General features: G+C 65.4%; 22 protein-coding genes. 11 read left to right on the top strand and 11 right to left on the bottom strand.

Features of this window, described 5'->3' with window-relative positions; genetic code table 11:
• Positions 1-180 precede the first annotated feature (180 nt).
• Positions 181-1,089 carry a transglutaminase family protein gene (locus ACP146_RS24925; protein ID WP_422369460.1) on the top strand — a complete coding sequence of 303 codons (909 nt, stop codon included), beginning with the start codon at positions 181-183 and terminating at the stop codon, positions 1,087-1,089.
• 62 nt (positions 1,090-1,151) lie between these two features.
• Entirely contained in the window at positions 1,152-1,997 is an 846-nt protein-coding gene (locus ACP146_RS24920; protein WP_422369459.1) for a DUF1223 domain-containing protein, read from the top strand.
• A gap of 37 nt (positions 1,998-2,034) precedes the next feature.
• Here the strand turns inward: ACP146_RS24920 and ACP146_RS24915 are convergent, their stop codons facing one another.
• Positions 2,035-2,583 (bottom strand): GrpB family protein, encoded by a 549-nt coding sequence (locus ACP146_RS24915; protein WP_422369458.1) that lies wholly within the window; start codon positions 2,581-2,583, stop codon positions 2,035-2,037.
• A gap of 65 nt (positions 2,584-2,648) precedes the next feature.
• Positions 2,649-4,538: a molecular chaperone HtpG gene (gene htpG, locus ACP146_RS24910; RefSeq protein ID WP_422369457.1), complete on the bottom strand. Its 1,890-nt coding sequence runs from the start codon at positions 4,536-4,538 to the stop codon at positions 2,649-2,651.
• A gap of 97 nt (positions 4,539-4,635) precedes the next feature.
• On the opposite strand from htpG, the gene ACP146_RS24905 reads away from it, so the two are divergent.
• From ACP146_RS24905 to ACP146_RS24895, 3 genes are all read left to right on the top strand, one after another.
• Positions 4,636-5,409: a protein-L-isoaspartate(D-aspartate) O-methyltransferase gene (locus tag ACP146_RS24905; protein ID WP_422369456.1), complete on the top strand. Its 774-nt coding sequence runs from the start codon at positions 4,636-4,638 to the stop codon at positions 5,407-5,409.
• 72 nt (positions 5,410-5,481) lie between these two features.
• Positions 5,482-8,100 carry a helicase-related protein gene (locus ACP146_RS24900; protein WP_422369455.1) on the top strand — a complete coding sequence of 873 codons (2,619 nt, stop codon included), beginning with the start codon at positions 5,482-5,484 and terminating at the stop codon, positions 8,098-8,100.
• Between the two features lie 30 nt (positions 8,101-8,130).
• A complete protein-coding gene (locus ACP146_RS24895; RefSeq protein ID WP_422369454.1) occupies positions 8,131-8,532 on the top strand; it encodes an RNA-binding S4 domain-containing protein in 402 nt (133 codons plus the stop codon).
• A 7-nt stretch (positions 8,533-8,539) separates the two neighbouring features.
• Here the strand turns inward: ACP146_RS24895 and ACP146_RS24890 are convergent, their stop codons facing one another.
• The 4 genes from ACP146_RS24890 to ACP146_RS24875 all read right to left on the bottom strand — a co-directional run bounded on the left by ACP146_RS24890 (position 8,540) and on the right by ACP146_RS24875 (position 11,445).
• A complete protein-coding gene (locus tag ACP146_RS24890; protein WP_422369453.1) occupies positions 8,540-9,166 on the bottom strand; it encodes a LysE family translocator in 627 nt (208 codons plus the stop codon).
• A gap of 72 nt (positions 9,167-9,238) precedes the next feature.
• Positions 9,239-9,721, bottom strand: coding sequence for a nucleotidyltransferase domain-containing protein (locus ACP146_RS24885; RefSeq protein WP_422369452.1), 483 nt, complete (start codon positions 9,719-9,721; stop codon positions 9,239-9,241).
• A gap of 40 nt (positions 9,722-9,761) precedes the next feature.
• Positions 9,762-10,169: a cupin domain-containing protein gene (locus tag ACP146_RS24880; RefSeq protein ID WP_422369451.1), complete on the bottom strand. Its 408-nt coding sequence runs from the start codon at positions 10,167-10,169 to the stop codon at positions 9,762-9,764.
• Positions 10,170-10,296: 127 nt separating this feature from the next.
• A complete protein-coding gene (locus ACP146_RS24875) occupies positions 10,297-11,445 on the bottom strand; it encodes a pyridoxal phosphate-dependent aminotransferase (RefSeq protein ID WP_422369450.1) in 1,149 nt (382 codons plus the stop codon).
• A gap of 148 nt (positions 11,446-11,593) precedes the next feature.
• On the opposite strand from ACP146_RS24875, the gene ACP146_RS24870 reads away from it, so the two are divergent.
• The gene (locus tag ACP146_RS24870) at positions 11,594-13,024 is read left to right on the top strand and encodes a PLP-dependent aminotransferase family protein (protein WP_422369449.1); all 1,431 of its coding nucleotides are present in this window, start codon (positions 11,594-11,596) and stop codon (positions 13,022-13,024) included.
• Positions 13,025-13,044: 20 nt separating this feature from the next.
• On the opposite strand, the gene ACP146_RS24865 is transcribed toward ACP146_RS24870, so the two are convergent.
• The 4 genes from ACP146_RS24865 to ACP146_RS24850 all read right to left on the bottom strand — a co-directional run bounded on the left by ACP146_RS24865 (position 13,045) and on the right by ACP146_RS24850 (position 16,137).
• Entirely contained in the window at positions 13,045-13,626 is a 582-nt protein-coding gene (locus tag ACP146_RS24865) for a nucleotidyltransferase family protein (protein ID WP_422369448.1), read from the bottom strand.
• An 86-nt stretch (positions 13,627-13,712) separates the two neighbouring features.
• Positions 13,713-13,958 carry a hypothetical protein gene (locus tag ACP146_RS24860; protein WP_422369447.1) on the bottom strand — a complete coding sequence of 82 codons (246 nt, stop codon included), beginning with the start codon at positions 13,956-13,958 and terminating at the stop codon, positions 13,713-13,715.
• A gap of 161 nt (positions 13,959-14,119) precedes the next feature.
• Entirely contained in the window at positions 14,120-15,445 is a 1,326-nt protein-coding gene (locus tag ACP146_RS24855) for an NAD(P)/FAD-dependent oxidoreductase (RefSeq protein WP_422369446.1), read from the bottom strand.
• A complete protein-coding gene (locus ACP146_RS24850) occupies positions 15,442-16,137 on the bottom strand; it encodes a DUF938 domain-containing protein (RefSeq protein ID WP_422369445.1) in 696 nt (231 codons plus the stop codon). The genes ACP146_RS24855 and ACP146_RS24850 overlap by 4 nt, the downstream gene beginning before the upstream one ends.
• Before the next feature lie 112 nt (positions 16,138-16,249).
• Here ACP146_RS24850 and ACP146_RS24845 point away from each other — a divergent pair, with 112 nt between their 5' ends.
• The 5 genes from ACP146_RS24845 (at position 16,250) to ACP146_RS24825 (ending at position 20,060) form a co-directional block, all read left to right on the top strand.
• Entirely contained in the window at positions 16,250-16,735 is a 486-nt protein-coding gene (locus ACP146_RS24845; protein WP_422369444.1) for a TerB family tellurite resistance protein, read from the top strand.
• Positions 16,736-16,872: 137 nt separating this feature from the next.
• A complete protein-coding gene (fdxA, locus tag ACP146_RS24840; RefSeq protein WP_422369443.1) occupies positions 16,873-17,217 on the top strand; it encodes a ferredoxin FdxA in 345 nt (114 codons plus the stop codon).
• A 417-nt stretch (positions 17,218-17,634) separates the two neighbouring features.
• The gene (locus tag ACP146_RS24835) at positions 17,635-18,126 is read left to right on the top strand and encodes a CarD family transcriptional regulator (protein ID WP_422369442.1); all 492 of its coding nucleotides are present in this window, start codon (positions 17,635-17,637) and stop codon (positions 18,124-18,126) included.
• A 75-nt stretch (positions 18,127-18,201) separates the two neighbouring features.
• A complete protein-coding gene (locus tag ACP146_RS24830) occupies positions 18,202-19,014 on the top strand; it encodes a hypothetical protein (protein WP_422369441.1) in 813 nt (270 codons plus the stop codon).
• Positions 19,015-19,175: 161 nt separating this feature from the next.
• Positions 19,176-20,060, top strand: coding sequence for an RNA polymerase factor sigma-32 (locus tag ACP146_RS24825; RefSeq protein WP_422369440.1), 885 nt, complete (start codon positions 19,176-19,178; stop codon positions 20,058-20,060).
• A 27-nt stretch (positions 20,061-20,087) separates the two neighbouring features.
• Here the strand turns inward: ACP146_RS24825 and ACP146_RS24820 are convergent, their stop codons facing one another.
• The gene (locus ACP146_RS24820; protein WP_422369439.1) at positions 20,088-22,070 is read right to left on the bottom strand and encodes an adenylate/guanylate cyclase domain-containing protein; all 1,983 of its coding nucleotides are present in this window, start codon (positions 22,068-22,070) and stop codon (positions 20,088-20,090) included.
• Positions 22,071-22,080 lie beyond the last annotated feature (10 nt).

The raw sequence follows: 22,080 nt of genomic DNA, 5'->3' as shown, positions 1-22,080 counted from the left end.
TATTGATCAAAAGAGCTTTTCAGCGCCTGAGCGGCAGGTTCCCCAGCCGTCGGAGCAGGGCCAGACCGCGGGCCCGCCAAAGCGATTCCATCCATTCCGGATCTGCTCTAGGATGCCGCCTCCGCGTTGCTGCTTCGCCGGGCGCCGCCAGGCCGCCCCTTCAAACCACGTCAGGCCAAGATGCCCCTGCTGTCGGTCACCCATACGACTGTCTATCGCTACAAACAGCCCGTTACCTTCGGCGAGCATCGCTTGATGTTCCGGCCCCGGGACAGTCACGACATCCGTCTGGTCGATACCGCGCTGATCATCTCGCCGCAGGCCGAGATCCGCTGGCTGCATGACGTTTTCTCGAACTCCATCGCCATCGCGTCGTTCCAGGAGCCGGCCAGCGAGCTGCGCTTTGAAAGCCGCGTGGTCATCGACCACTACGGCCTCAGCTACCCCGATTTTGCAATCGAGCCCTACGCCCAGACCTATCCCTTCAGCTACCCGGCCGAGGAGATCGCCGATCTCGGACGCTCGGTGGAGCGCCACTATCCCGATCCCGAACGCAAGCTGGACACCTGGGCGAAGCGCTTCCTCGAAAGCGGCGGGCCGGTCGGCACCCAGGATCTGCTGGTCCGCATCAACCAGGCGATCCAGCAGGAGTTCCGCTACGAAAGGCGCTATGCCATCGGCGTGCAGACGCCGGCGGAAACCCTGGAAAAAGGCAGCGGCACCTGCCGCGACCTGGCGGTCTTCATGATGGGGGCGGCGCGGGCGCTGGGCTTTGCCGCCCGCTTCGTCTCCGGCTATCTCTACGATCCCGCGGTCGAGGACAAGGCGGGACAGGACGACGATGCTGCGGACAGCATTGTTCAAGGCGCCGGCGACACCCATGCCTGGGTGCAGATCTACCTGCCCGGCGCCGGCTGGGTGGAGTTCGACCCCACCAACGGCCAGGTCGGCGGCGCCAACCTGATCCGCGTCGCCGTCGCCCGCGAACCCTCTCAGGCCCTGCCGGTGCAGGGCAGCTACTACGGCGCCCCGGAAGATTTCATCGACATGGAGGTCGAGGTCCGGGTGACGAAACCGGAGCCCTCCTGAAGCACAGACGAGGACTGCGGATGGAACATCGGCAGCCGGCGTCACCGGAACGTGATTCGCCAGTGAGCGCCGCGATCCGTAACGTCGCCGCCATGGGCCGTACTTCAATCGCAATCGGCGTTGCCGCCTTGGCCGTAGGACTTGCTGCCTGGGCCGGGCAGGCCGTCACTCAGTCCTCCTCTTTCCTGCCGGGTTTCGAGGACGAGACTCCCCTGCAGCTTGCCGAGATCGCCGGGGCCGAACGCCCGGTTGTGGTCGAGCTTTTCACCTCCCAGGGCTGCAGTTCCTGTCCACCGGCCGATGCGCTGTTGGATGAACTGGCGGATCAGCCGGGCCTGTTGGCGCTGTCCTTCCATGTCGACTATTGGGACTACATCGGCTGGAAGGACCCCTTCGCTTCCGCCGCCTATACCCAGCGCCAGCGCGACTATGCCCGAACCCTGGGCCTGCGCTACGTTTACACGCCGCAGATCGTGGTGGACGGCCGCAAGGATCTGGTGGGCAGCCACCGCCGCGCCGTCGAGTCGGCGATCAAGGAAGCCGCAAAACGCAAACCCACGGTCGACGTTAAGTTGGTGTCCGGCGGGGACGGCCGGGATGGCGGCACGATCACCCTCTCAGCCGGTGACGCGCCCGCGGAAGGCGCAGCGGTCTATCTGGTGATGTTCGACGACGACCATGAAACCGACGTCGCCCGGGGCGAAAACGGCGGCCGCTCGATCCACAATGCAAACGTGGTGCGGGAGTATCGCAAGCTCGGCACCTGGACCGGCGAGGCGATGGAGTTCGCCATCGACATGGATGCCGCGCGCAGCGAAGGCCACGGCGGCTGCGCCGTCATCGTTCAGGCCGGGACAACGGGCCCGGTGCTGGGCGCCGCGGTCCTCGACCTCGACGGCGCCAGTTGAGGCGCGGCCCCGGTCACTGGCCCCGGTCACTGCATGTCTATTCATGTTCCAAGGACATCGCCCGTTCGACTGCACGCGCCACGAACGCGGTTTTACCTTCGGTATAGGCCTTCCAAACGCCTTTTGAGTCGATGACGAGCTTTCGTTTCAAAGCACCGTATGCCATGGCGACCTCGGGATTGGCGCGAAGATAATCCCGGAACAAGACGCGTTTCAGATGAACGGGCGTGCCTGGAGCGCACAGATATATACGATGTCCGGGGGAAAGACCGCGCCGGCTGGTAAAGGTCCACATGCCATCGTCATACGGGTCGCCATGGTACTCGCGGTCGGTTTCTTTGAGCAGATCGACAGACTTCACGATGTCATCGGCCGAGCGCAGAACCACATCGATGTCGATCTTAGGCTTGGCACATAAACCTGGAACGGCGGTGCTGCCGATGTGGTGGACCTCTAACGCAATTCCTCTGAGGGTATGCCTGATCGCTCCCTGGAGTTGCTCGAAGACTGCCGGCCAAAGCTGATCGTAGGGCACGACCGCGATGGGGCCTGATCGAACGGTTGTCGACATCTCATCAATGAACATCCCGGCATCCTCAGCGTTCGGCGTGACACCAAGGCATCAATTCATCCCGGCAGCCAAACAACACCCTAACCGCCGGAGAGCAGGCCGCGTTCCACCAGGGTGGAGAGCCGGCGCGAGAATGCAGCGGCATCGGGCAGAGGTTCGCCCTCGATGATCAGCGCCTGATCGAGCAGCAGCCAAGCGGCGTCTTCGACGACGGCGCCGCCGCCTTCCTTGCCGACCTGCGCGGCCAGGGCTTTCACCAGGGCATGGTCGGGATTGATTTCCAGAATCCGCGCCGAGGAATGCTCGAGCTGGTTCTGCTGTTTCAGAAGGCGTTCGAGGTGCATGTCCATGTCGCCTTCGTCGGCCACCAGGCAGACCGGGCTGCTGGTCAGGCGCGCCGATGACCGCACGTCCTTCACCTTGTCCTTCAGGGTCAGTTTCACGAAGGCGATGAGAGCGTCGAGCGCGGGACTGGTTTCATCGGCCTTCTTCTCGTCGCTCTCGTCCGCGCCCTCGGGCTTGTCGATGTTCTCCAGGTCGGCGCCGCCGCGGGTCACCGACTTGAAGGCCTTGCCGTCGTAGTCAGGAATGGCGGTCAGCCAGAAGTCGTCCACCGCGTCGCTGAGCAGCAGAACTTCGATACCCTTGGCGACGAAGCCTTCGATCTGCGGGCTCTTGGCCAGGGCTTCCGGATCGCCGCCGGTGATGGTGTAGATGGCATCCTGGCCCGGTTTCATCCGGCTGACGTAGTCGGCGAGCGAGACCAGCTCCGTTCCCGAAGTGGAACGAAAGCGCGCCAGTTCCAGCAGGGCTTCGCGCTGCCCCTGGTCTTCGTAGAGACCTTCCTTGAAGACCGGGCCGAAGGTGTTCCAGAAGGTCGCGTATTCGTCCGGCGCCTTCTCCGCTTTCTTCTTCAGCTCACTCAGAATCCGCTTGGTCAGAGCCGTGCGGATCTTGGCGAGGCGCGGGTTGTTCTGCAGCAGCTCGCGGCTGACGTTCAGCGGCAGGTCCTCGGTGTCGACGATGCCGCGCAGGAAACGCAGATAGGGCGGCAGCAGTTCGCTGCAGTCGTCTGTGATGAAGACGCGCTTCACATAAAGCTTGATGCCGGTCTTGCGGTCCGGATGGAAAAGATCGAAGGGCTTGGTCGAGGGAATGAACAGCAGGCCGGTGTATTCCAGCATGCCCTCGGCCTTGAAGTGCAGGCGCAGCCAGGGCTCGTCGAAGGTGTGGCCGACGTGGTGATAGAATTCCTTGTACTGCTCTTCGGTGATCTCGCTCTTCGGACGGGTCCAAAGCGCCGAGGCGGCGTTCAGGGTCTGGTCCGGCTCGTCCTCCTTGCGCGATTCCAAAATCACCGGCACGGCGATGTGATCGGAGTAGGTGGAGACGATCTGACGGATCCGCATGGGGTCCATGTACTCTTCATCGCCTTCGCGCAGGTGCAGCACGATGCGGGTGCCGCGCGCCGGGGCCTCGCCGTCCTCGGCGATGGTGAAGGCGCCCTGGCCGTCTGAGGTCCAGCGCCAGCCTTCGGCCTCCCCGGCCTTGCGGGTCGAGACCTCGACTTGCTTGGCGACCATGAAGGCGGAATAGAAGCCGACGCCGAACTGGCCGATCAGGCTGCTGCCCTCCGGCTTGCTTTCCAGTTGCTCGACGAAAGCGGCGGTGCCGGAGCGCGCGATGGTGCCCAGGTTGTCGATCAGGTCCTGACGGGCCATGCCGATGCCGTTGTCCGCGATGGAGAGGGTCTTGGCCGTGGGGTCGACCTTCAGGCGGATGGCGAAGCTGCTCTCGTCTTTCATCAGCTCGGGCTGGGTGAGGGCCGCGTAGCGCAGCCGGTCGCAGGCATCGGAGGCGTTGGAAATCAGTTCCCTGAGGAAGATCTCCTTCTCCGAATAAAGCGAGTGGGCGACGATATCGAGAAGGCGGCTGACCTCCGCCTGAAACTGCATTTCTTCCTGCGCCATCACCGAAACATCCGTTTATGCTTGTTTTTCATGGATATGGCCCCTTCTCCGCGGTCCGCAAGAACGGGATCGCCGTGAGATATGTGCGCAAACTATAATGACTGCAAGCCCCCTCTCCAAAACACGGCGGCCTGCCAGCGTGTCGGACGACGAAACCCAGCCAGAAGAAACAGCCGCCGAGCGATCGACCGAGAGGGCCGCCATGGTCGCGGCCGTGGTGGAAGAGGCGGCGGCGGTGGCCGACTGGCTCGGCAAGCGCGGCCTGAACAAAAAGGTGCTGGACGCCTTGGCGAGAGTGCCACGCCACCGCTTCGTGCCGATGATGGAGCAAGCCGCCGCCTACGAGAACCGGCCGCTGCCGATCGGCGAACGCCAGACCATCTCCCAGCCCTTCATCGTCGCGGCGATGAGCGACCAGGCCGGGGTGAAAGCGGGCGACCGCGTGCTGGAGGTCGGCACCGGCTGCGGCTATCAGGCCGCCGTGCTGGCCGAACTGGGGGCCGAGGTTTTCACCCTGGAGGTGATCCCCGCCCTGGCGAAGCAGGCCGCGGCGCGCCTGAAGGACTTGGGCTATGCCAAGGTCCATTGCCGCCAGGGCGACGGCGCGGCGGGCTGGTCCGAGGCCGCGCCCTTCGACGCCATCCTGGTCACCGCCGCCGCCGAGCACATTCCCCGCGCCCTGATCGAGCAGCTCGCCCCGGGTGGGCGCATGATCATTCCCCTGGAGGATGAAACCCCGGGACCGGCTCATTGGCTGGGCCCGCAGCAGGCCCTGGTCCGCATCGACAAGGCCGCCGACGGCCGCTTGAGGGAAAAAGTCCTACTGCCCGTCGCCTTCGTGCCGCTGACCGGTCCCTCGGCGAAAGCCTGACCCTCCTTTTCGCCCGGCTGGACAGCCAGGGAAAGCTTGCAATGGGCCTGGGAAGTCCCGATTCTGAAGGCTATGTCGCTCTTTGCGCAGGTCCAGGAAAAGGCGCAGATCACGGCCGTCCTGGGGCCGACCAACACCGGCAAGACCTATCTGGCCATCGACCGCATGCTGGGCCACGCCAGCGGCATGATCGGCTTCCCCTTGCGCCTGCTGGCGCGGGAGAACTATGAGCGCATCGCCCAGGCGAAGGGCGCCGCCCAGGTCGCCCTGGTGACCGGCGAGGAAAAGATCGTGCCGCCCTCGGCGCGCTACTTCTGCTGCACGGTGGAGTCCATGCCGGTGGACCGCCCGGTTTCCTTCCTGGCCGTCGACGAGATCCAGCTCTGCGCCGATCCGGAGCGCGGCCATGTCTTCACCGACCGACTGCTCCATGCCCGCGGCTTTGCCGAGACCATGTTCCTCGGCGCCGAGGCGATCCGCCCGGTGCTGCAGAAGCTGGTGCCGGAGGCGGAGTTCATCACCCGCCCGCGCTTTTCCACCCTCAGCTACACCGGCCCGCAGAAGCTGACCCGCCTGCCGCCGCGCTCCGCCGTGGTCGCTTTCTCCGCCTCCGAGGTTTATGCCACCGCCGAGTTGCTGCGCCGCCAGCGCGGCGGCACCGCGGTGGTGCTGGGGGCGCTGAGCCCGCGTACCCGCAACGCCCAGGTGGCGATGTTCGAGGCCGGGGAGGTCGACTACCTCGTCGCCACCGACGCCATCGGCATGGGCCTGAACCTGAACCTCGACCACGTCGCCTTTGCCAAGCTGCGCAAGTTCGACGGCCGCGGCCAGCGCCGCCTGACGGCGCCGGAGGTTGCCCAGATCGCCGGCCGCGCCGGGCGTCACATGAACGACGGCACCTTCGGCACGACAACGGAGATCGGTCCCCTCAGCGACAGCCTGGTGGAGGCGGTGGAGAACCACGTCTTTCCGCCGCTGTCCTTCCTCCACTGGCGCAACCCGGAGCTTGATTTCAGTGATCCCGCCGCGCTGCTGAAAAGCCTCGACCGCCGCCCGCCGCGCCCCGAACTGCTGCTGGCCCAGCAGGCCGACGACCAGACCGCCCTGGCGACCCTCGCCAAGGAGGCGGAGATCGCCGCCCTGGCCACGACGCCGGAGTCCGTCGCCCTGTTGTGGGAGGTCTGCCAGGTGCCGGACTTCCGAAAGATTCTCTCGGACCATCACGCCCAGCTGCTGGCCCAGATCTACGTCAGGCTGATGAGCAACGACCGCCGCCTGCCGGAGAGCTGGGTGGCCGCGCAGCTTGCCCGGCTGGAGCGTTGCGACGGTGACATCGACCAGTTGACGGCGCGGCTCGCCCACATCCGTACCTGGACCTACATCACCCACCGCGGCGACTGGCTGGACGACGTCGAGCACTGGCAGGCGCGCGCCCGCGCCATCGAAGACGCCCTTTCCGATGCCCTGCACGAGCAGTTGACCCAGCGCTTCGTCGACCGCCGGGCGGCGGTTCTGGTGCGCCGCCTGCGCGGCGACGGCGAACTGATCGGCGCGGTGCGCAAGAACGGAGAGGTGGTAGTGGAGGGCGAATTCGTCGGACGTTTCGCCGGCTTCCGCTTCGAGCTGGACGAGGAAGCCAAGGGCGATGACGCGCGGCCTCTGCTGGCCGCCGCCCGCCGCGCCCTGGTGGGGGAGATCCCGCGGCGCATCAAACAACTGGAACAGGACAACGATGGCGCTTTCGCCCTCGCCGAAAACAGGATCACCTGGCGCGGCACGCCGATCGCCCGCCTGCAGCCCGGCGATACGGTGCTGACGCCGCGCATCGAGGTGCTGCACAGCGATTTCCTCGACGGCCCGGCGCGCGAGCGTCTGCGCAAGCGCTGCAGTCTCTGGCTGGCGCGCCACATCGGCGCCACCCTGAAGCCGCTGATCGAGGCGCAGCAGGCGGAACTCTCCGCCCCCGGGCGCGGCCTGCTGTTCCAGTTGGTCGAGGCGCTGGGCACCCTGCCGCGCCGCCCGCTCTCGGCCCAGATCGCGCTCTTGACCAAGGCCGACCGCAAGACCCTGGCCGCCCTGGGGCTGCGCCTCGGCGCCGCCAGCCTCTTCCTGCCGCGCCTTCAACAGGAACGCATGCTGGCCTTGCGCGCGCGTCTCTGGTCCGTGCGGGCCGGTTGCGATCAGCCGGCGCTGCCACCGCGCGGCGCCAAGACTTTCGATCTGACGGACCTTGGCCTGCCAAAAGACAAAGCCGAGAGCTTCTGTCACGCCCTCGGCTTTCGCCTGATCACCCGCCGCAGCGGCGCGCCCTTCGCCGCGCGCGCCGACGTTCTGGAGCGGCTGGCGCGGGAAACCCATCGCCTCGCCGCCGAGAGCGGATCGCTCGCCCTCAGCCCCGAACTCTGCAAGCTGGCGGAGTCCGACGAGGCCGACATGGCGGCCCTGCTCTTCGCCCTCGGCTATCGCCGGCAGCGCGACAGCGAGGGCATCGTCCACTACAGCCGCAAGGGCAGCAGACCCAAAAAACGCGACGCCAAGGACGCAACGCCCATACAGGATAGATCGGACAAGCCGGCCAAACGGCCGCGGAAACGCGGCAAGAAGCCGACGCGAAAGAAACAGATGGATGAGAAGCGCTACGCCGATTCCCCCTTTGCCGTTCTGCGCGACCTTGTTCCGGGGGGAGATTGAAGATGGCCGCCGCATGAGCGAGGCCGACCCATGAGCGAAACCGATGGGGGACTTCGCGCCGACAAGTGGCTGTGGTACGCGCGTTTCTTCAAGACCCGCAGCCTGGCCGGCAAGGTCTGCCAGGCGGGCAAGCTGCGCCTTTCCGGCCAAGGCGTCGTGAAGCCGCACACCAAGGTCAGGGTCGGCGACGTGCTGACCTTTCCCCAGGCGCGCCACATCCGGGTGGTGAAGGTTCTCGCCCTGGCCGAACGCCGCGGCCCGGCCAGCGAGGCCCAGGCGCTCTATGAAGATCTGAAGCCGCCCGACGCCGAAAGCCGCCTGCCCAGGGGTACCCCCTCGGCAACGGAGAAAGTGGCGCTGCGCGAGCCCGGCGCCGGGCGCCCAACCAAGCGCGAGCGCCGCGATCTCGACCGCCTGCGCGAAACCGAGTGAGCCCCGTTCAGTCCAGGCGCGTGGTAAGGATCTTGACCCCGGCAGCGCCGAAGGCCACCGCAAAAACGGCCTCGAACCAGCGGCGCAGTTTCATGTAACCGGTCATCATCGGCGGGCTGGAGAACAGCAGGGCGTAGCCATGGAACACCAGGGCGCTCTGCAGGCCGACGGCGAGAATCACCATGATCAAAGCTTCCGGCGGCGAGCCCGGCGGCACCCCGACAGCAAAGAGCGAACCGAAAAACAGGATCGCCTTGGGATTGGTCAGGTGCAGCGCCAAACCCTTGCCATAAGCGCTCCGCAGCGTCGGCGTCGACAGACGCCGGGCCGGCAGATCGCCCGACGTCATCGCCGCGCGTGCGGACTTGTAAGCCAGGAACAGCAGATAGCAGGCGCCGAGATATCGGATCATCTCAAAAGCCCAGGCATTGGCCAGCATCACCGCCCCCAGTCCCAGGGCCGCGCCGACCGACCAAGTCAGGGACCCCGTGGTGATACCGGAGGCCAGGACGAGGCCGTAGCCGCGCCCGGCACTCATCGAGGTACCGGCGATGGCCAGGGTCGCCGGGCCGGGGCTGCAACTGGCAATCAATGCCGCCAGCAGAATGAGGGGAAGGTTTATGTCACCAAGCATTCTGAAACCCTGTCACGGACGTCTCTCACGAGCAAGGTTGGGGTTGCCTGGAACAGGCTTTGCGTCTCCCCGCTAACCGGCAGGCGCCACGAGAGAGGCGTCATCGCGCCAGCGCCAGGGTTCGGTCGCGCGGTGCCTCTCGCGATAGTGCCGCAGATTGCTGCGCGAAGCACAGGCCACCGCCTGCCCGCCCAAAGCGCCGTCCTCGGCCAGGGGCGACAACCAGTCGAAAGGAACATCACCCCAGAACAGAGTCCGTCGACCCGCGCCGTCCCGCTGAACCAGGGTTGCTTCCACCATGACGTCTTCGAAGAGGAAAGCACGTTTATGGGCGAAGCGTTTACCCGCGATCTCGTCAAGCAGCGGACCGGTCCTGAGCAGTCGGTCAAGTACGCCAAAACCATCCGCCGTCAACAGCAGGTCGATGTCACGATGTTGCCGTGGCGGCGCCAGACCCAAAGCTTCTTCCGCCCAGCCGCCGAACAGCAGGCAGGACAAGCCTGCCCGGTGCAGCCGACTGAGGACGTCGATAACACTCTGTGCCGTGTTCGCCATGCCGTGCAGGCTAACACGAATACCGGCCGGGAATGGGCCCTCAGTGCGGCGTCAGACCGAGGGCTGGTTCCGGCAACTCACCGCCCTCCGGGCCGTACATCATCACCCAGGTGCCGAAGTCGTCGGTGAAGTCTTCGAAGCGGTGGATCGCCCCGGCGGGTACGAAGATCGCGTCACCGGGTCCGAAGGGCCGGCGCTGCAGGGTCTCTTCGCTGGCGCCGACGGCGAAGGTGCCGGAGCCGCTGACCACGACATAGACCTCGTCTTGTTCATGGGGCGGCTGATGGTCGATGCCGCGCGGTTCGTAGAAATAGAGTTTCAGGCTTGCCCGTTCGAGCAACTGGGCGGCGGGCAGGCCGCCGGGGGCGGTGCCGTCGGCCAACGCCGCCACCACGGCATCGCGGGCCGCCGAGAGGGGGGTGATGGAAAGGGGGATGCTCACGGTCATTACGGAATCTCCGTCGGGGGGCGCGGGAGGCAACGAAGACCGGCCGGGCAGCGGCGGACATCGCCAGCCGGTCATCGGAAACTAGAGACAGCGCCCGCCCGGAAGATATCCGAATCTTGTGCTGCCTCTATGCGGCGTCCCTCACCGCAAGGCGCAGCGTGGTCGAGACGGCGGCAAGCCCGGCCTCCAGCTCCGCCATCGAAAGCAGCCCGAAACCGAGACGGAAAACCCGCGCCTCGTCGCCGAACCAGCGGCCATCGGCAACGCGCACGTCCCGACCGGCAAGGCCATCGTAGAAGCGCGCGACGGCGGCGTCATCGAAGACTTCAGGCTTGAGGCGGATACAACAGAGGGCGCCGGCATCCGGGCGAATCCAATCGACGAAATCGCTATGCTCGGCAACCCAGGCCGCGGTCTTCGCCAAGCCTTTGTACAACTGCACGCGCCTTGCGCCGATAATCGCATCGCTGCGCTGCAGAACGCGCAGGGCCAGGGCCTCGTCGGCACGCGAACAGGCGATCACCGTGGTGAACTTGCCGAGCAGCAGTTGTTCGCGCAGGGCGGCATCGCGGGTGATCGCCCAACCCAGGCGCAGGCCCGGCGCGCCATGACACTTGGACAAAGACGCACAGGAAACGATCCGCGGATCCAAAGGGGCCATGCTGGGTGTCACCGGCTCATCGCCGTAAGCCGCTTCCCGGTAGGTTTCGTCAACCAGAAGATAGGCATCGGGCGAGGCCACCGCCATCAGCGCCAGGATTTCCCGTATCGTCTTCTGCGGGACGGCGACGCCGGAGGGGTTCTGCGGCGTGGCCAGGGCAACCAGTTTCGTTTCCGCCGAGAGACTGCGGCGCAGCGCCTCCAGGTCGAGGCGATAGCCGTTATCGAAAGAGAGCGGCAGGTCGGTTATCTCCGCGCCCACCGACACCAGGGTATTGCGGGCGTTGGGAAACAGCGGCGCCGTGGTGACGACCTTGTCGCCCGGACGGCAGAGAATGAAGGCGATGAGAAACAGCGCCTGCATGCCGCCGACGGTGATCACCACGTCGTCCGCATCGACGCCGTGGCTTTCCGCAAGCGTCTTCCGCAGGGCGGGGTCGCCCGCCGTGGTGCCGTAGCTGAGCGCGAGTTCGGCCATGTCCCCATCTTCGGCCGGATTCAGCAGTTCGCGCAGCAGCAGGTCCGGCCCGATGCTTTCGGCGAGGTCATAGCGCGGCGTCCCTGCCGTCAGCGACATGATGTCGTTGCGCGGAAACCGCTTCGGGGGTTGGGCCATGGCACTGCTCCTGCAGAAAGTGAGGTGATCTGCGGAGAGATTGACCGAAACTGGGCGCTTGTAACAGATATAGAATTCATGAATTGTAACCGGTACAGATTGCTTTTTTCATCTTTGTACCGGTCAACCCGCCGGAGGGAGCGAAACTGTGTCGGACCAGCCGCGCCGCTATGAAGACCTTGCCGGCTTCGTCACCGCCCTGGTGGAGAACGGCACCTTGCGCGCGGGCATGCGCGCGCCCTCGCTGCGCAAGGTGGCGGCGCAACACAAAGCCAGCATGTCGACAGCGCTGCAGGCCTATCGCCTGCTGGAGGACCGCGGGGTGCTGGAGGCGCGGCCGCGTTCGGGTTTCTACGTCGCCGCCGGCAGCCGCGTGGCACTGGACAAGCCCGCCGTCTCAAGCCCGCCGCCGAAGGCGGCAAAGGTCACCGTCACCCCAGGCATAACCGATCTGCTCGAACACGCGGCCAATCCGGAGCTGGTGCCGCTGGGCTGCGCCATTCCCAGCGCCGAGCTGCTCGCCGCCGGACGCCTCGACCGTTTTCTCGCCCGCGCCGCCCGCACCAAGGGCACGGACTACAACATCTATACCGAACCCCGAGGCGATGCGGAGCTGCGCGCGGAGATCGCGCGGCGCGCCCTGCGCTGGGGTCAGGTTGTTGCCCCCGGGGACACCGCCATCACCTGCGGCTGCACCGAGGCCCTGTCGCTGGCCCTGCGGGCGGTAACCAAACGCGGCGATACCGTGGCCATCGAATCGCCGACCTATTTCGGCTTGCTGCAGGTTCTGGAGTCCCTCGGGCTGAAAGCCCTGGAACTGCCGACGGACGCGACCAAGGGGATCGAGACCGATGCCCTGGAGAAGGCCTTGGCTTCGAAGCCGGTGCGCGCCTGCCTGTTTTCCTCCAGCTTCAACAACCCGCTGGGCTTTGCCATGAGCGAGGCAAAGAAACGCAGGATCGTCGATCTGCTGGAAGCCCACGGCGTGCCCCTGATCGAGGACGATATCTACGGCGACATCTATTTCGGCAAGGAACGCCCCAAGCCCTTCATGGCCCTGCGGCCGAAAGCCGACATCCTCTACTGCAGTTCTTTTTCCAAGACCGTCGCCCCGGGGTACCGGGTCGGCTGGATCACCGCCGCCCGGCATATCGACCGCATTCTGGAAGAGAAGTTCGCCCTCACCCTCTGCGGCCCGGCGCTGCCCCAGGTGGCCATCGCCGCCTTCCTGGCCTCCGGCGGCTACGACAGCCACCTGCGCCGCATGCGCCTGGTCTTCGCCGATCACATCGACCGCATGACCCGCGCCATCGGCCGCAGCTTTCCGGCGAGCACCCGTGTCACCCGCCCGGCCGGCGGCTTCGTGCTGTGGCTCGAGCTGCCCGCGGGTTTCGACAGCCGCCAACTCTTCGACCGTGCCCTGACCAAGGGCATCTGTTTTGCCCCCGGCGACGTCTTCTCCGCCGCCGGGCGCTATCGCAACTGCCTGCGCCTCAGTTGCGGTCACGCCTGGGATGCGCGGATCGAAAAGAGTATCGGGACGCTCGGCAAAATGGTCCACCGGCAGTTGGAAGACTGAAGATCCGAACGGGAGGCGCATCAGCCCTCCCAATCGATGACCTTCAGCTTCGGCCAAAGGGCCGTCCAGCGGGCAACCTTGGCGCGGTAGATTGCCGGGGTGATCTGAACCTTGTTGGGCCGCAAGGTCAGGTCCAACAGATCGTCGAGGCCGAAGGGCGCGCAGACCTGAAGACCGTCACCGGAAGGGCGCACACCGATGGCGGTCGCCGTCGTCGGAAAGGTGGCGATGGCCGCCTCTGTTGATTCATAGGGATCGATGGGATAGCCGAACTTGTCTTCGTACCAGAGATGGACCCGCGCTTCGTTCTTCACGTCGAAGCGCAGCGGCAGGGCGGAAAAGGCCCGGCTGATCCGCCAGGAATTCCTGATCTCCGCCGCCTCGGAAAGGTCGACCGCATCGTGGTAGACGATATCGACGTCTTTGATGCCGAAGGCGGGCTGGAAGCCGTGCGCCTGGTTCCAGAAGGTCTGGGCCACCGCACCGGCCACCAGCCAGGCATCCGGCAGGTCAATCTGCCGCCAGGCGTCCAGCACCGGCACCAGCAGCGGACTCGTCAGAACAGCAGTTTCAAAAGACGCGACGTCGCGGGAATCGCTCATGAGGATATCTTATCCGGAATGACAGTGCGGCGTTGTCCGGCAACCAAAACAGCGGCACGGCGGCAAGCGGCGAAGAACCCTGCGAGTCAGGGCTGCGCGGGCGCCTGTTTCTTATTCGGCTTCTCGACCGGCGGCTCCGGCTGCGGCGCGACTTGCTTTGACTTGGGGTCGGGCTGCTCGGCGGCGTCGCCAAGGCTGCCGGCATTGTCGTGAATCTTGGTGCGCTCAAACTTCGTCTTGGCCCCGCCTGCGGCCGCCACGGGCTCGGAAAGGCTGAGGGCACCGGCGGCAATCGCCGCCAGGGCGACCATGGTCAGAGTTTTGATCTTCATTGTTCTTCCCTTTTTCCCGAATGCCCAATTGCTGCCCCCACAGCACCCTGGCTTGGTGTTCTAAAGGGTTAGGCGTGACGAAGGCGGCAAAGGTTCAATCCGCCCTTTGCCTGCGGGCGGGGAGAGGCCGGAACGACACAAGATCGCCGGAAAATGCAGTCTTAAAGCCGGTCCAGCAGCGCGTGGTAGAGCATGCCGGCGACCAGGGTCGGCCAGCGCAGCAGGGTGCCGCCGGGGAACTGCGGGCTCGGCACCGAGGCCAGGAGATCGAAGCGGTCGGTTTCGCCATCGATGGCTTCGGCAATCACCTTGCCGGCCAGCGAGGTCAGCGCCACGCCCTGGCCGGAAAATCCCTGGGCATAATAGAGACCCTCGTCGAGCCGCCCGTAAGCCGGCAGGCGATGCATGGTGATCGCAAGGGTGCCGCCCCAGGCATAGTCGATCCTGACGTCTTCAAGCTGAGGAAAGACTTTCAGCATGCAGGGCCGCACCACCCCGGCGATGTCCTTGGGATAGGCGGCCCGGTAAGTCTCGCCACCACCGAACAGCAACCGCCCATCCGCGGAGAGCCGGTAATAGTCGAGCACGTGCTTTGAATCCGCCACCGCCGCATCGTTGGCAATGACGGACCTTGCCCGGTCTTCGCCGAGCGGCTCGGTGGCGATGATGAAATTGTTGATCGGCATGATCTTGCCGGCGATGCGCCGTTCGATCCCACCGAGGTAACCGTTGCACGCCAGCACCAGCCGGTCGGCCCGGACATCGCCGCGTGCCGTGGTGATGCGATGCCCGCCGCCGTCGCGGCTGATCGCCGTAGCCGGCGTCTCTTCATGGATCGCGACGCCGGCCTCCCGCGCCGCCCGGGCCAGACCCAGCACATAGTTCAGGGGATGCAGATGACCGGCATCGCTGTCGATGCAGCCCCCGTGATAGAGATCCGTGCCCAGCATTTCCCGCAGCTCGTCACGCGACAGCGGGCGGATATGCGGATAGCCGTAGTCGTCGCGCAGGCTCTCCGCGTAGTCGACGATTTCCGGCAGGTGGGAAGCTTTGAAAGCCGCGGCGATCAGGCCCGGTCTCAGGTCGCAGTCGATGGCGTGGCGGGCAATCCGCTCGCGCACGATGGCCTTGGATTCCTCCGCCAGGTCCCAAAGCCGGCGCGCCCGTTCCGCCCCCATCAGCTTGGTCATGGCCGCAGGCTCGATGCGCTGGCCGCTGCAGAACTGACCGCCGTTGCGCCCGGAAGCCCCCCAGCCGATGCGCTGGCTTTCCAGCAGCACGGTCTTGTAACCGCGCTCGGCCAGATGCAAGGCCGTCGCAGTGCCGGTATAGCCGCCGCCCACCACGCAGACGTCGCAATCCGTACTGCCGTCCAGCGGTTGCGACGGCGTCAGCCCTTTGGCCGTGGCCACGTAGTAGGTGTCGGGATAACCGGCGCCCCCCTCCCGCTCCAGGGCCTTCGCTTCAATCACGGACGGGTCGGTCACTGACCGTCCTTTGGGTCTGCATCTCTGGCAAACCAGAGCGACAGGTTGTTGGCCGGCATCTCGCGGATCAACGGCGGCGCCAGGCCCGCGCGACGGGCGAGATCGCTCACCGCCTCCAGATCGCGCACACCCCAGGCAGGGTCGCGGGCGCGCAGACTTTCGTCGAAGGCCGCGTTGCTGGGCGCCGTATGCGCCCCGCCGCGTTTGAAGGGCCCGTAAAGAAACAGGCCGCCGCCGGGGGCAAGATAGCGGGCGGCACCGGCAAAGAGGCCCTCCGCCGCCGCCCAGGGGGCGATGTGAATCATGTTGATGCAGACCATCGCCGCCAGCGGCAGCGCCGTCTCGGGCAAGCGCCAGTCAGCGGCCGTCACGTCGACCGCCAGAGGGGCCGAGAGGTTGGCGCCGCCGTCGCTCAGGCGGTAAGCCTCGATACTGCGGCACAGGGCCGGATCCGGTTCGCTGGGCAGCCAGTCGATGCTCGGCAGCCGTGCCGAAAGATAGAGCGCGTGCCCGCCGGTGCCGCTGGCCAGCTCCAGCAAAGAACCCTTCCCGGGCAGCCAGTCCTGCAGGGCTTCGGCGATCGCCGCACGGTTGCGCGCGGTCGCCGGCGCATGACGCCTCGCCTCCGGCCCTGGCGCGCTGGCAGCCCTTGATTCTGTACCCCCCGGTGTTGCCGGCGAACGTCCCGTCATCTGATGAGCATCTGAATTCAGCCTCTCTTGCGCTGCACGCTAAGCCAGACGACAGGCCGTCGGCAAGCGCCAAAGACCGCACAAGGCCTGGGGTTGCGCCAAGCAACGCAGGGTGATAGGCAAAGCCGTGCTCGACAGGATCAAAGCCCTTTTCAGCGACCAGCTCGAAGCTGGAGAAGCCGCTGCCGGCAATCATGGAAACGATGAGCTGCAGCTCGCAGCCGTCGCCCTCTTGGTTGAGGCGGCACAGATGGACGACGATTTCGGCGACGCGGAGCGCAACAAGATCGTCGAACTGGTTCAGCGGCGCTTCAAACTGAACGAGGCGGAGAGTCAGGAGCTGCTGCAGGCGGCCAGCGATAAGGTCGACAGTTCGATCCAGATCTTCGGCTTCACACGCGTCATCGACGATGCCTTTTCCGAGAGCGAGCGCGTCGAATTGATGGAGATGCTGTGGGAAGTCGCCTACGCGGACGGAACGCTGCACGACTATGAATCGAATCTGATGCGGCGCCTCGCCGGCCTGCTGCATGTGAGCGACCGCGACAGCGGCGATGCCCGCAAGCGCGCCCGCGCCCGTCTCGGCCAGGAGAGTTGAGGCCCGGAAAGTCGAGGCCCGGAAAGTCGAGGCCAGGAAAGCTGAGGACATCCAAAAGGCGGCCCGAAGAGCCGCCGGAACTGTCGGTGGAAACAAATAAAGGAGCCGCCCGGCGGCCGCATAAGGAGAGTTGAGCGATGACTTACGTCGTCACCGAAGCCTGCATCAAGTGCAAGTACATGGACTGCGTCGAGGTCTGCCCCGTCGACTGCTTCTATGAGGGTGAGAACATGCTGGTGATCCACCCGGACGAATGCATCGACTGCGGCGTCTGCGAGCCCGAGTGCCCGCCCGAAGCGATCGTGCCCGACACCGACCCCCAGGCCGAGACCTGGTTGGAACTGAACCGCGAATACAGCGACGCCAAGTGGCCCAACATCACCCGCAAGGGCGACGCCCCGGCCGATGCCGACGAGTTCAGGGGCCAGAGCGGCAAGTACGAGAAGTTCTTCTCCGCCAATCCCGGCAACACCGACGGCTGACGATCAGTACAATCACTGTCGGGCGCACCGCGGGGCCGGGATTTCAATCCTGGCCCGGCGAGCGCAGACCCGATTAACCCTGACAAGCCCCGCAGAGCCTGGAGACCCGCGGAAACTGGGGGGAAACCGGGCTCTTCGCACCTGCAGCAGTTGTTTTTTCAGCACTTATGTGTTATTTAGATGACATGAGGGCTGAATAAGACGAGACGCGCCACTGAGCAGAATCGGGGGCGCGGTAGTTGTTTTCGTGCAGTGGTCTTAGTGAACAGGTGATTCCAGGGCACGGACAGAATGATTACTTGGTGACCTGGCATCGCTTTGTGCGACGGTCCCAGAAATAGGCGTTTTCAGGTGTCGATCCGGAAGAGTTAAGCGGGAACGGCGACCGGCCTGAAGGCCGATTGGAGAGAGCGGAGCATGGCAAAGAGCGAGTACGATGAGGGTGATTACGTTGTCTATCCGACCCACGGCGTCGGCCGGGTGTTGGGCATCGAGACGCAGGAAGTCACCGGCATAACCCTGGATCTGATCGTCATCAAGTTTGAAAAGGACCGCATGACCCTGCGGGTCCCCGTCGACAAGGCGGCAAACTCCGGCCTGCGCAAGCTGTCGAGCCGCAAGATGATGGATACGGCCTTGACCACCTTGAAGGGCCGCAGCCGCGCCAAGCGCACGATGTGGAGCCGCCGGGCCCAGGAATACGAAGCCAAGATCAACTCCGGCGACCCGGTATCCATTGCCGAGGTGGTGCGCGACCTGCACCGCAACGCCGATCAGCCCGACCAGTCCTACAGCGAACGGCAGATGTACCAGGCCGCGCTCGACCGGTTGGCCCGCGAACTGGCGGCGGTCGAGAAGATCGACGAGACCGCGGCAGCCACGAAACTCGAAAAGCTCCTGGCAGCCTGAATTCACGTCCGGGCAGCGCGGCCCCAAAGGCCGCGCCGTTCCGGCCCAAACCTCCGGAGCTAGAACGCCGACACTATGGAGAATCGGCAGAAATTCGCGATTCTCCGGGCCAGCCGTCGGGTTTGGGCCGTTTCCTCCATTCATGCCTGTCCGGCTCAGCTTGACCGCCTGCATGTGGCGCTGACCAACCGCCTGGCGTTCGGCGACCGCCTCGTCTATCTCGGCAACCTGATCGGCCGCGGCTCCGGCACCCTGGCGACCCTGAACGCCCTGCTGCGCTTCCGCAGTCTCTTCATGGCCCGGCCCGATGCCTTCGCCAGCGACGTGGTTCTGCTGCGCGGCAGTCAGGAAGAGATGTGGCAGAAGCTGCTGCAACTGCAATTCGCCACCGACCCCAAAGGCGTGCTGCAGTGGATGCTCGATCAGGGCGTGGCCGCAAGCCTGGAAGCCTATGGCATCGATCCGGCGGAAGGGCTGCGCGAGGCCGCTGCGGGGCCGCGCCAGTTGACCCGCTGGACCGGCGCCCTGCGCCGCAGGATCCAGGACCATCCCGGTCACTATGAATTACTCGGCGGCCTGCGCCGCGCCGCCTATACCGACGTGCAGGGCGGCGGCCAGGGCCTGCTCTTCGTCAATGCCGGCCTCGACCCGAGCCGCCCGCTCGAAACCCAGAAAGACAGTTTCTGGTGGGGCGCGGCGGGCTTTCCGGATCTGGACACCTCCTACGGCGGTTTCGCCCGCGTGGTGCGCGGCTTCAGCCCCCATCATCCGGGCCTGGAGCTGGGCGCCTTTACCGCAACCCTCGATGCCGGCTGCGGCTTTGGCGGCAAGCTGCTGGCCGCCTGTTTTCGCACAGATGGCAGCTTAGAGGACCAAATCGAGGCTTAAAGGCGCATTTTGAGGTGATTCCATCAAAATATCAGCCCGCGCTAATATCATTGGTACACCTACAATTTTAGAATTTCTCCAAACTGGCTGTGATCCGGCCCCGGCCTGTCTCCGTAATTGTTTATTGAGAGACAGATGCAACGAGGGCGAAAGGGCAGGCCATGCCTCTCTACGAAGACTCCCAGGCTCAGCGCGCGCAAGCGCGCTTCATCCGTCAGACGATGTCGGAACGCTTGCTCTCCCGCGAAGAGGAATACCGCCTCGCCCGGTCCTGGCGTGACGACGGCGATGCGGACTCCCTGCACGAACTGATCCGCTCCTACACCCGCCTCGTGGTCTCTCTCGCCACCAAGTTCCGCAACTACGGCCTTCCCATGAGCGACCTCATCCAGGAGGGGACCATCGGCCTGCTGCAGGCTGCCAGCCGTTTCGAACCGGAACGCAACGTACGCTTCTCGACCTATGCCTCCTGGTGGATCCGCTCGGCCATGCAGGACTTCATCCTGCGCAACTGGTCGATCGTCCGCACCGGAACGACGGCCTCGCAAAAAACCCTCTTCTTCAACTTCCGCCGCCTGCGCGCGCGCATCGAGGACGCTTCCGGCCGGCCCTTCGATGAAGACGGCCGCATCGAGGTGGCGACACAGCTTTCCGTACCGCTACACGACGTGAACCACATGGAAAGCCGGCTTTCGGCTTCCGATCAGTCGTTGAACACGCGGATCGGCGAGGACAGCGACGACGAATGGCAGGACCACCTGACCGACGAGCGCGACAGCCCGGAAGATCTGGTGATCTCCTTTCACGACAGCCTGACCCGCAGCGACTGGATCGAGCAGGCCCTCCTCGAACTCAGCCAGCGTGAGCAGACCATCATCCGCGCCCGCCGGCTGAGCGACGATTCCAAAACGCTGGAAGATCTCGGCAAGGACCTCGGCGTCAGCAAGGAGCGGGTGCGTCAGTTGGAACAACGCGCCCTGCAGAAGATGAAGGCGCTGTTGCTGGAGCGTGTCAGCCGGCCCCGCGACCTGCTGGTCGAGGCCTGACAGCGCCAAGGGCGCTCAAGCAGCCCGTCAAAGCAGCCTGAAAACCCCGACGGAACCGATCCGGCCGCGCATTTCGTGCTGGCCCAGTTCTTCAACGGCGGCTTCTTCACCCAAGAGCGCGCGCGTCGCATCCGACAGCAGGATGAGCGCCGGTTCCTCCTCTGCGTCGACCTGCTTGCCGAAGGCTTCCAGCCGGTTGGCGAGATTAACCGTGTCGCCGATGAGGGTGTAGTTGACCCGCCCCGGCGCGCCGATATTGCCGACCACAGCCGGCCCGGAATGGATGCCGATGCGCAGACGCACCGGCGGAAGCCCCTTGGCCGCCCGTTCGCGGTTGTCCTTGGCCAGGGCGGCGTTGATCGCTTTGGCGGCCGCGCAGGCCCGCTGGGCGTGGTCGGGCTGCTCGTCGGGCGCGCCCCAGAAGGCCATAACCGAGTCGCCGATATACTTGTCGACGGTGCCGCCGGTCTTTTCGATCTCGCCGGCCAGAAGCCCAAAGTGGTGGTTCAGGAATTCCGCAAGCTGCAGCGCCGACATGTTCTGACTGGCCGCGGTGAAACCGACGATGTCGGTGAAGATCACCGTCACCTGGCGCTCTTCGGAGCGGACCCCGTCCTCACCCAGTTGAATGAGCCGCAGCACGAGGGCGCGGGGCACGTAGGTTTCGAACCACCGCAGCCCGTTCAGCATTGAATTGAAGGCGCTGGATGCGGAGTTGAGTTCGCGGATCAGGCTGCCCTTGGCGCTCGGCACACGGCGAAAGTCGAAACTGCTGATCGCCCGCGCCGCCGTCGAAAGGTCGCCGATCGGGCGGGCGATGCCGCGCGCCAGAACCACTGCCAGCAGCAGCGCAACCACCAGGATGCCGAGGCCGACCCAGCCGGCGAGCAGCAGACGCTCCAGTTCGTCCTGCTCAATCTCGCTGTCGCGCCCGTAGACACCCATATAAAAGGGCTCCGGCCCATAACCCTCGACGCTTCTGTAGATAAAGATGATGGCATCATCTTCGTCGAGGATCAGGTGCCCGAGCAGGCTGGTATCCTCGCCTTCCAGAATGTCGATCTCCTCGCTGCCCGAGTCCCAGATCTTCGCCAGATCCGGATCGCCGATCTCCGCCAGGGACAAGGTCGGTTTCTCGGCGCTGACGCGCCGCTCGCCCGACAGCAGCAGCGGGTGGGCCAGCACATGATCGCGCCCATAGAGAACGAAAGCGCGCAGGCCGAAAGTCTGCTGGAACTCCGCCACATAGTTCGAGAGCACCTGGATCGAGACGACCGCCGCGAAAGCACCGATGTATTCACCCTGATGATAAGCCGGTGCCGTGACCCCGACCTGGGCCTGATCGAGGGACTCGACCCAGATAACCCCGCCCCAGGAAGGCTCACGGCGGCCCCGCATCTCATCAAGCAGCTCGATAGTGTCCGCATTCGGCTCCACCGGATCGAACAGCCGAATGATACCCTCCGGCCCGCGGCCGACCCGCTGCGACCAGCCCTCGGCCGAAAAGAAAGCGACGCCGGTCATCTGCGGCGCTCCGGCTAGGGTCCCCAGCAGCACCTCCGTAAGCCCTTCGCGGTCCTCGGGCGACACCTCGCCCTGCCCAGCGATCTCGGCCAGAAACACCATCCGCTGCTCGACCACCCCCAGATGCTGGTCGAAGGTTTCGATCAGGCTGTCGACGGTGAACTCGGCGGTTTGGGTGATCAGGCTGGCCGTGTTCTTCTGGGCCGCCCCCAGTGAGATCCACAGCACGGCCGAAACCGCCACCAGCACCAGGCCGGCGATGCCGAGAACCAGGATCGCGGCGATGGTCGGACGCCAGCGCCGGACGCGGAAGACGGCCAGGGTTGCGTTCTCATGGGATTGGCGCCCGTGATCACCCACAGCCACATCGCCCGCAGCCGCATCGCCCGCAGCACCGTCACGGGCAGCGTCATCACGGACTCCCAGCGGTTCGTCTGGCGGCGGCTCGTCTGACGGCGCATCGAAGCGCCGCGCGTCACTGCTCACATCGAGACTT

Origin of the sequence: Pelagibius sp. (genome assembly GCF_965249265.1) — a bacterium.
Taxonomy (GTDB): Bacteria; Pseudomonadota; Alphaproteobacteria; order Kiloniellales; family Kiloniellaceae; genus Pelagibius.
This window is presented reverse-complemented; position numbering and strand designations above follow the sequence as displayed.

Coding starts and splice junctions, on each gene's coding strand:
- ACP146_RS24925 (WP_422369460.1), top strand. CDS start 181: ATGCCCCTGCTGTCGGTCACCCATACGACTGTCTATCGCTACAAACAG.
- ACP146_RS24915 (WP_422369458.1), bottom strand. CDS start 2,583: ATGTTCATTGATGAGATGTCGACAACCGTTCGATCAGGCCCCATCGCG.
- htpG (WP_422369457.1), bottom strand. CDS start 4,538: ATGGCGCAGGAAGAAATGCAGTTTCAGGCGGAGGTCAGCCGCCTTCTC.
- ACP146_RS24905 (WP_422369456.1), top strand. CDS start 4,636: ATGACTGCAAGCCCCCTCTCCAAAACACGGCGGCCTGCCAGCGTGTCG.
- ACP146_RS24900 (WP_422369455.1), top strand. CDS start 5,482: ATGTCGCTCTTTGCGCAGGTCCAGGAAAAGGCGCAGATCACGGCCGTC.
- ACP146_RS24895 (WP_422369454.1), top strand. CDS start 8,131: ATGAGCGAAACCGATGGGGGACTTCGCGCCGACAAGTGGCTGTGGTAC.
- ACP146_RS24890 (WP_422369453.1), bottom strand. CDS start 9,166: ATGCTTGGTGACATAAACCTTCCCCTCATTCTGCTGGCGGCATTGATT.
- ACP146_RS24885 (WP_422369452.1), bottom strand. CDS start 9,721: ATGGCGAACACGGCACAGAGTGTTATCGACGTCCTCAGTCGGCTGCAC.
- ACP146_RS24880 (WP_422369451.1), bottom strand. CDS start 10,169: ATGACCGTGAGCATCCCCCTTTCCATCACCCCCCTCTCGGCGGCCCGC.
- ACP146_RS24875 (WP_422369450.1), bottom strand. CDS start 11,445: ATGGCCCAACCCCCGAAGCGGTTTCCGCGCAACGACATCATGTCGCTG.
- ACP146_RS24865 (WP_422369448.1), bottom strand. CDS start 13,626: ATGAGCGATTCCCGCGACGTCGCGTCTTTTGAAACTGCTGTTCTGACG.
- ACP146_RS24860 (WP_422369447.1), bottom strand. CDS start 13,958: ATGAAGATCAAAACTCTGACCATGGTCGCCCTGGCGGCGATTGCCGCC.
- ACP146_RS24850 (WP_422369445.1), bottom strand. CDS start 16,137: ATGACGGGACGTTCGCCGGCAACACCGGGGGGTACAGAATCAAGGGCT.
- fdxA (WP_422369443.1), top strand. CDS start 16,873: ATGACTTACGTCGTCACCGAAGCCTGCATCAAGTGCAAGTACATGGAC.
- ACP146_RS24835 (WP_422369442.1), top strand. CDS start 17,635: ATGGCAAAGAGCGAGTACGATGAGGGTGATTACGTTGTCTATCCGACC.
- ACP146_RS24830 (WP_422369441.1), top strand. CDS start 18,202: ATGGAGAATCGGCAGAAATTCGCGATTCTCCGGGCCAGCCGTCGGGTT.
- ACP146_RS24825 (WP_422369440.1), top strand. CDS start 19,176: ATGCCTCTCTACGAAGACTCCCAGGCTCAGCGCGCGCAAGCGCGCTTC.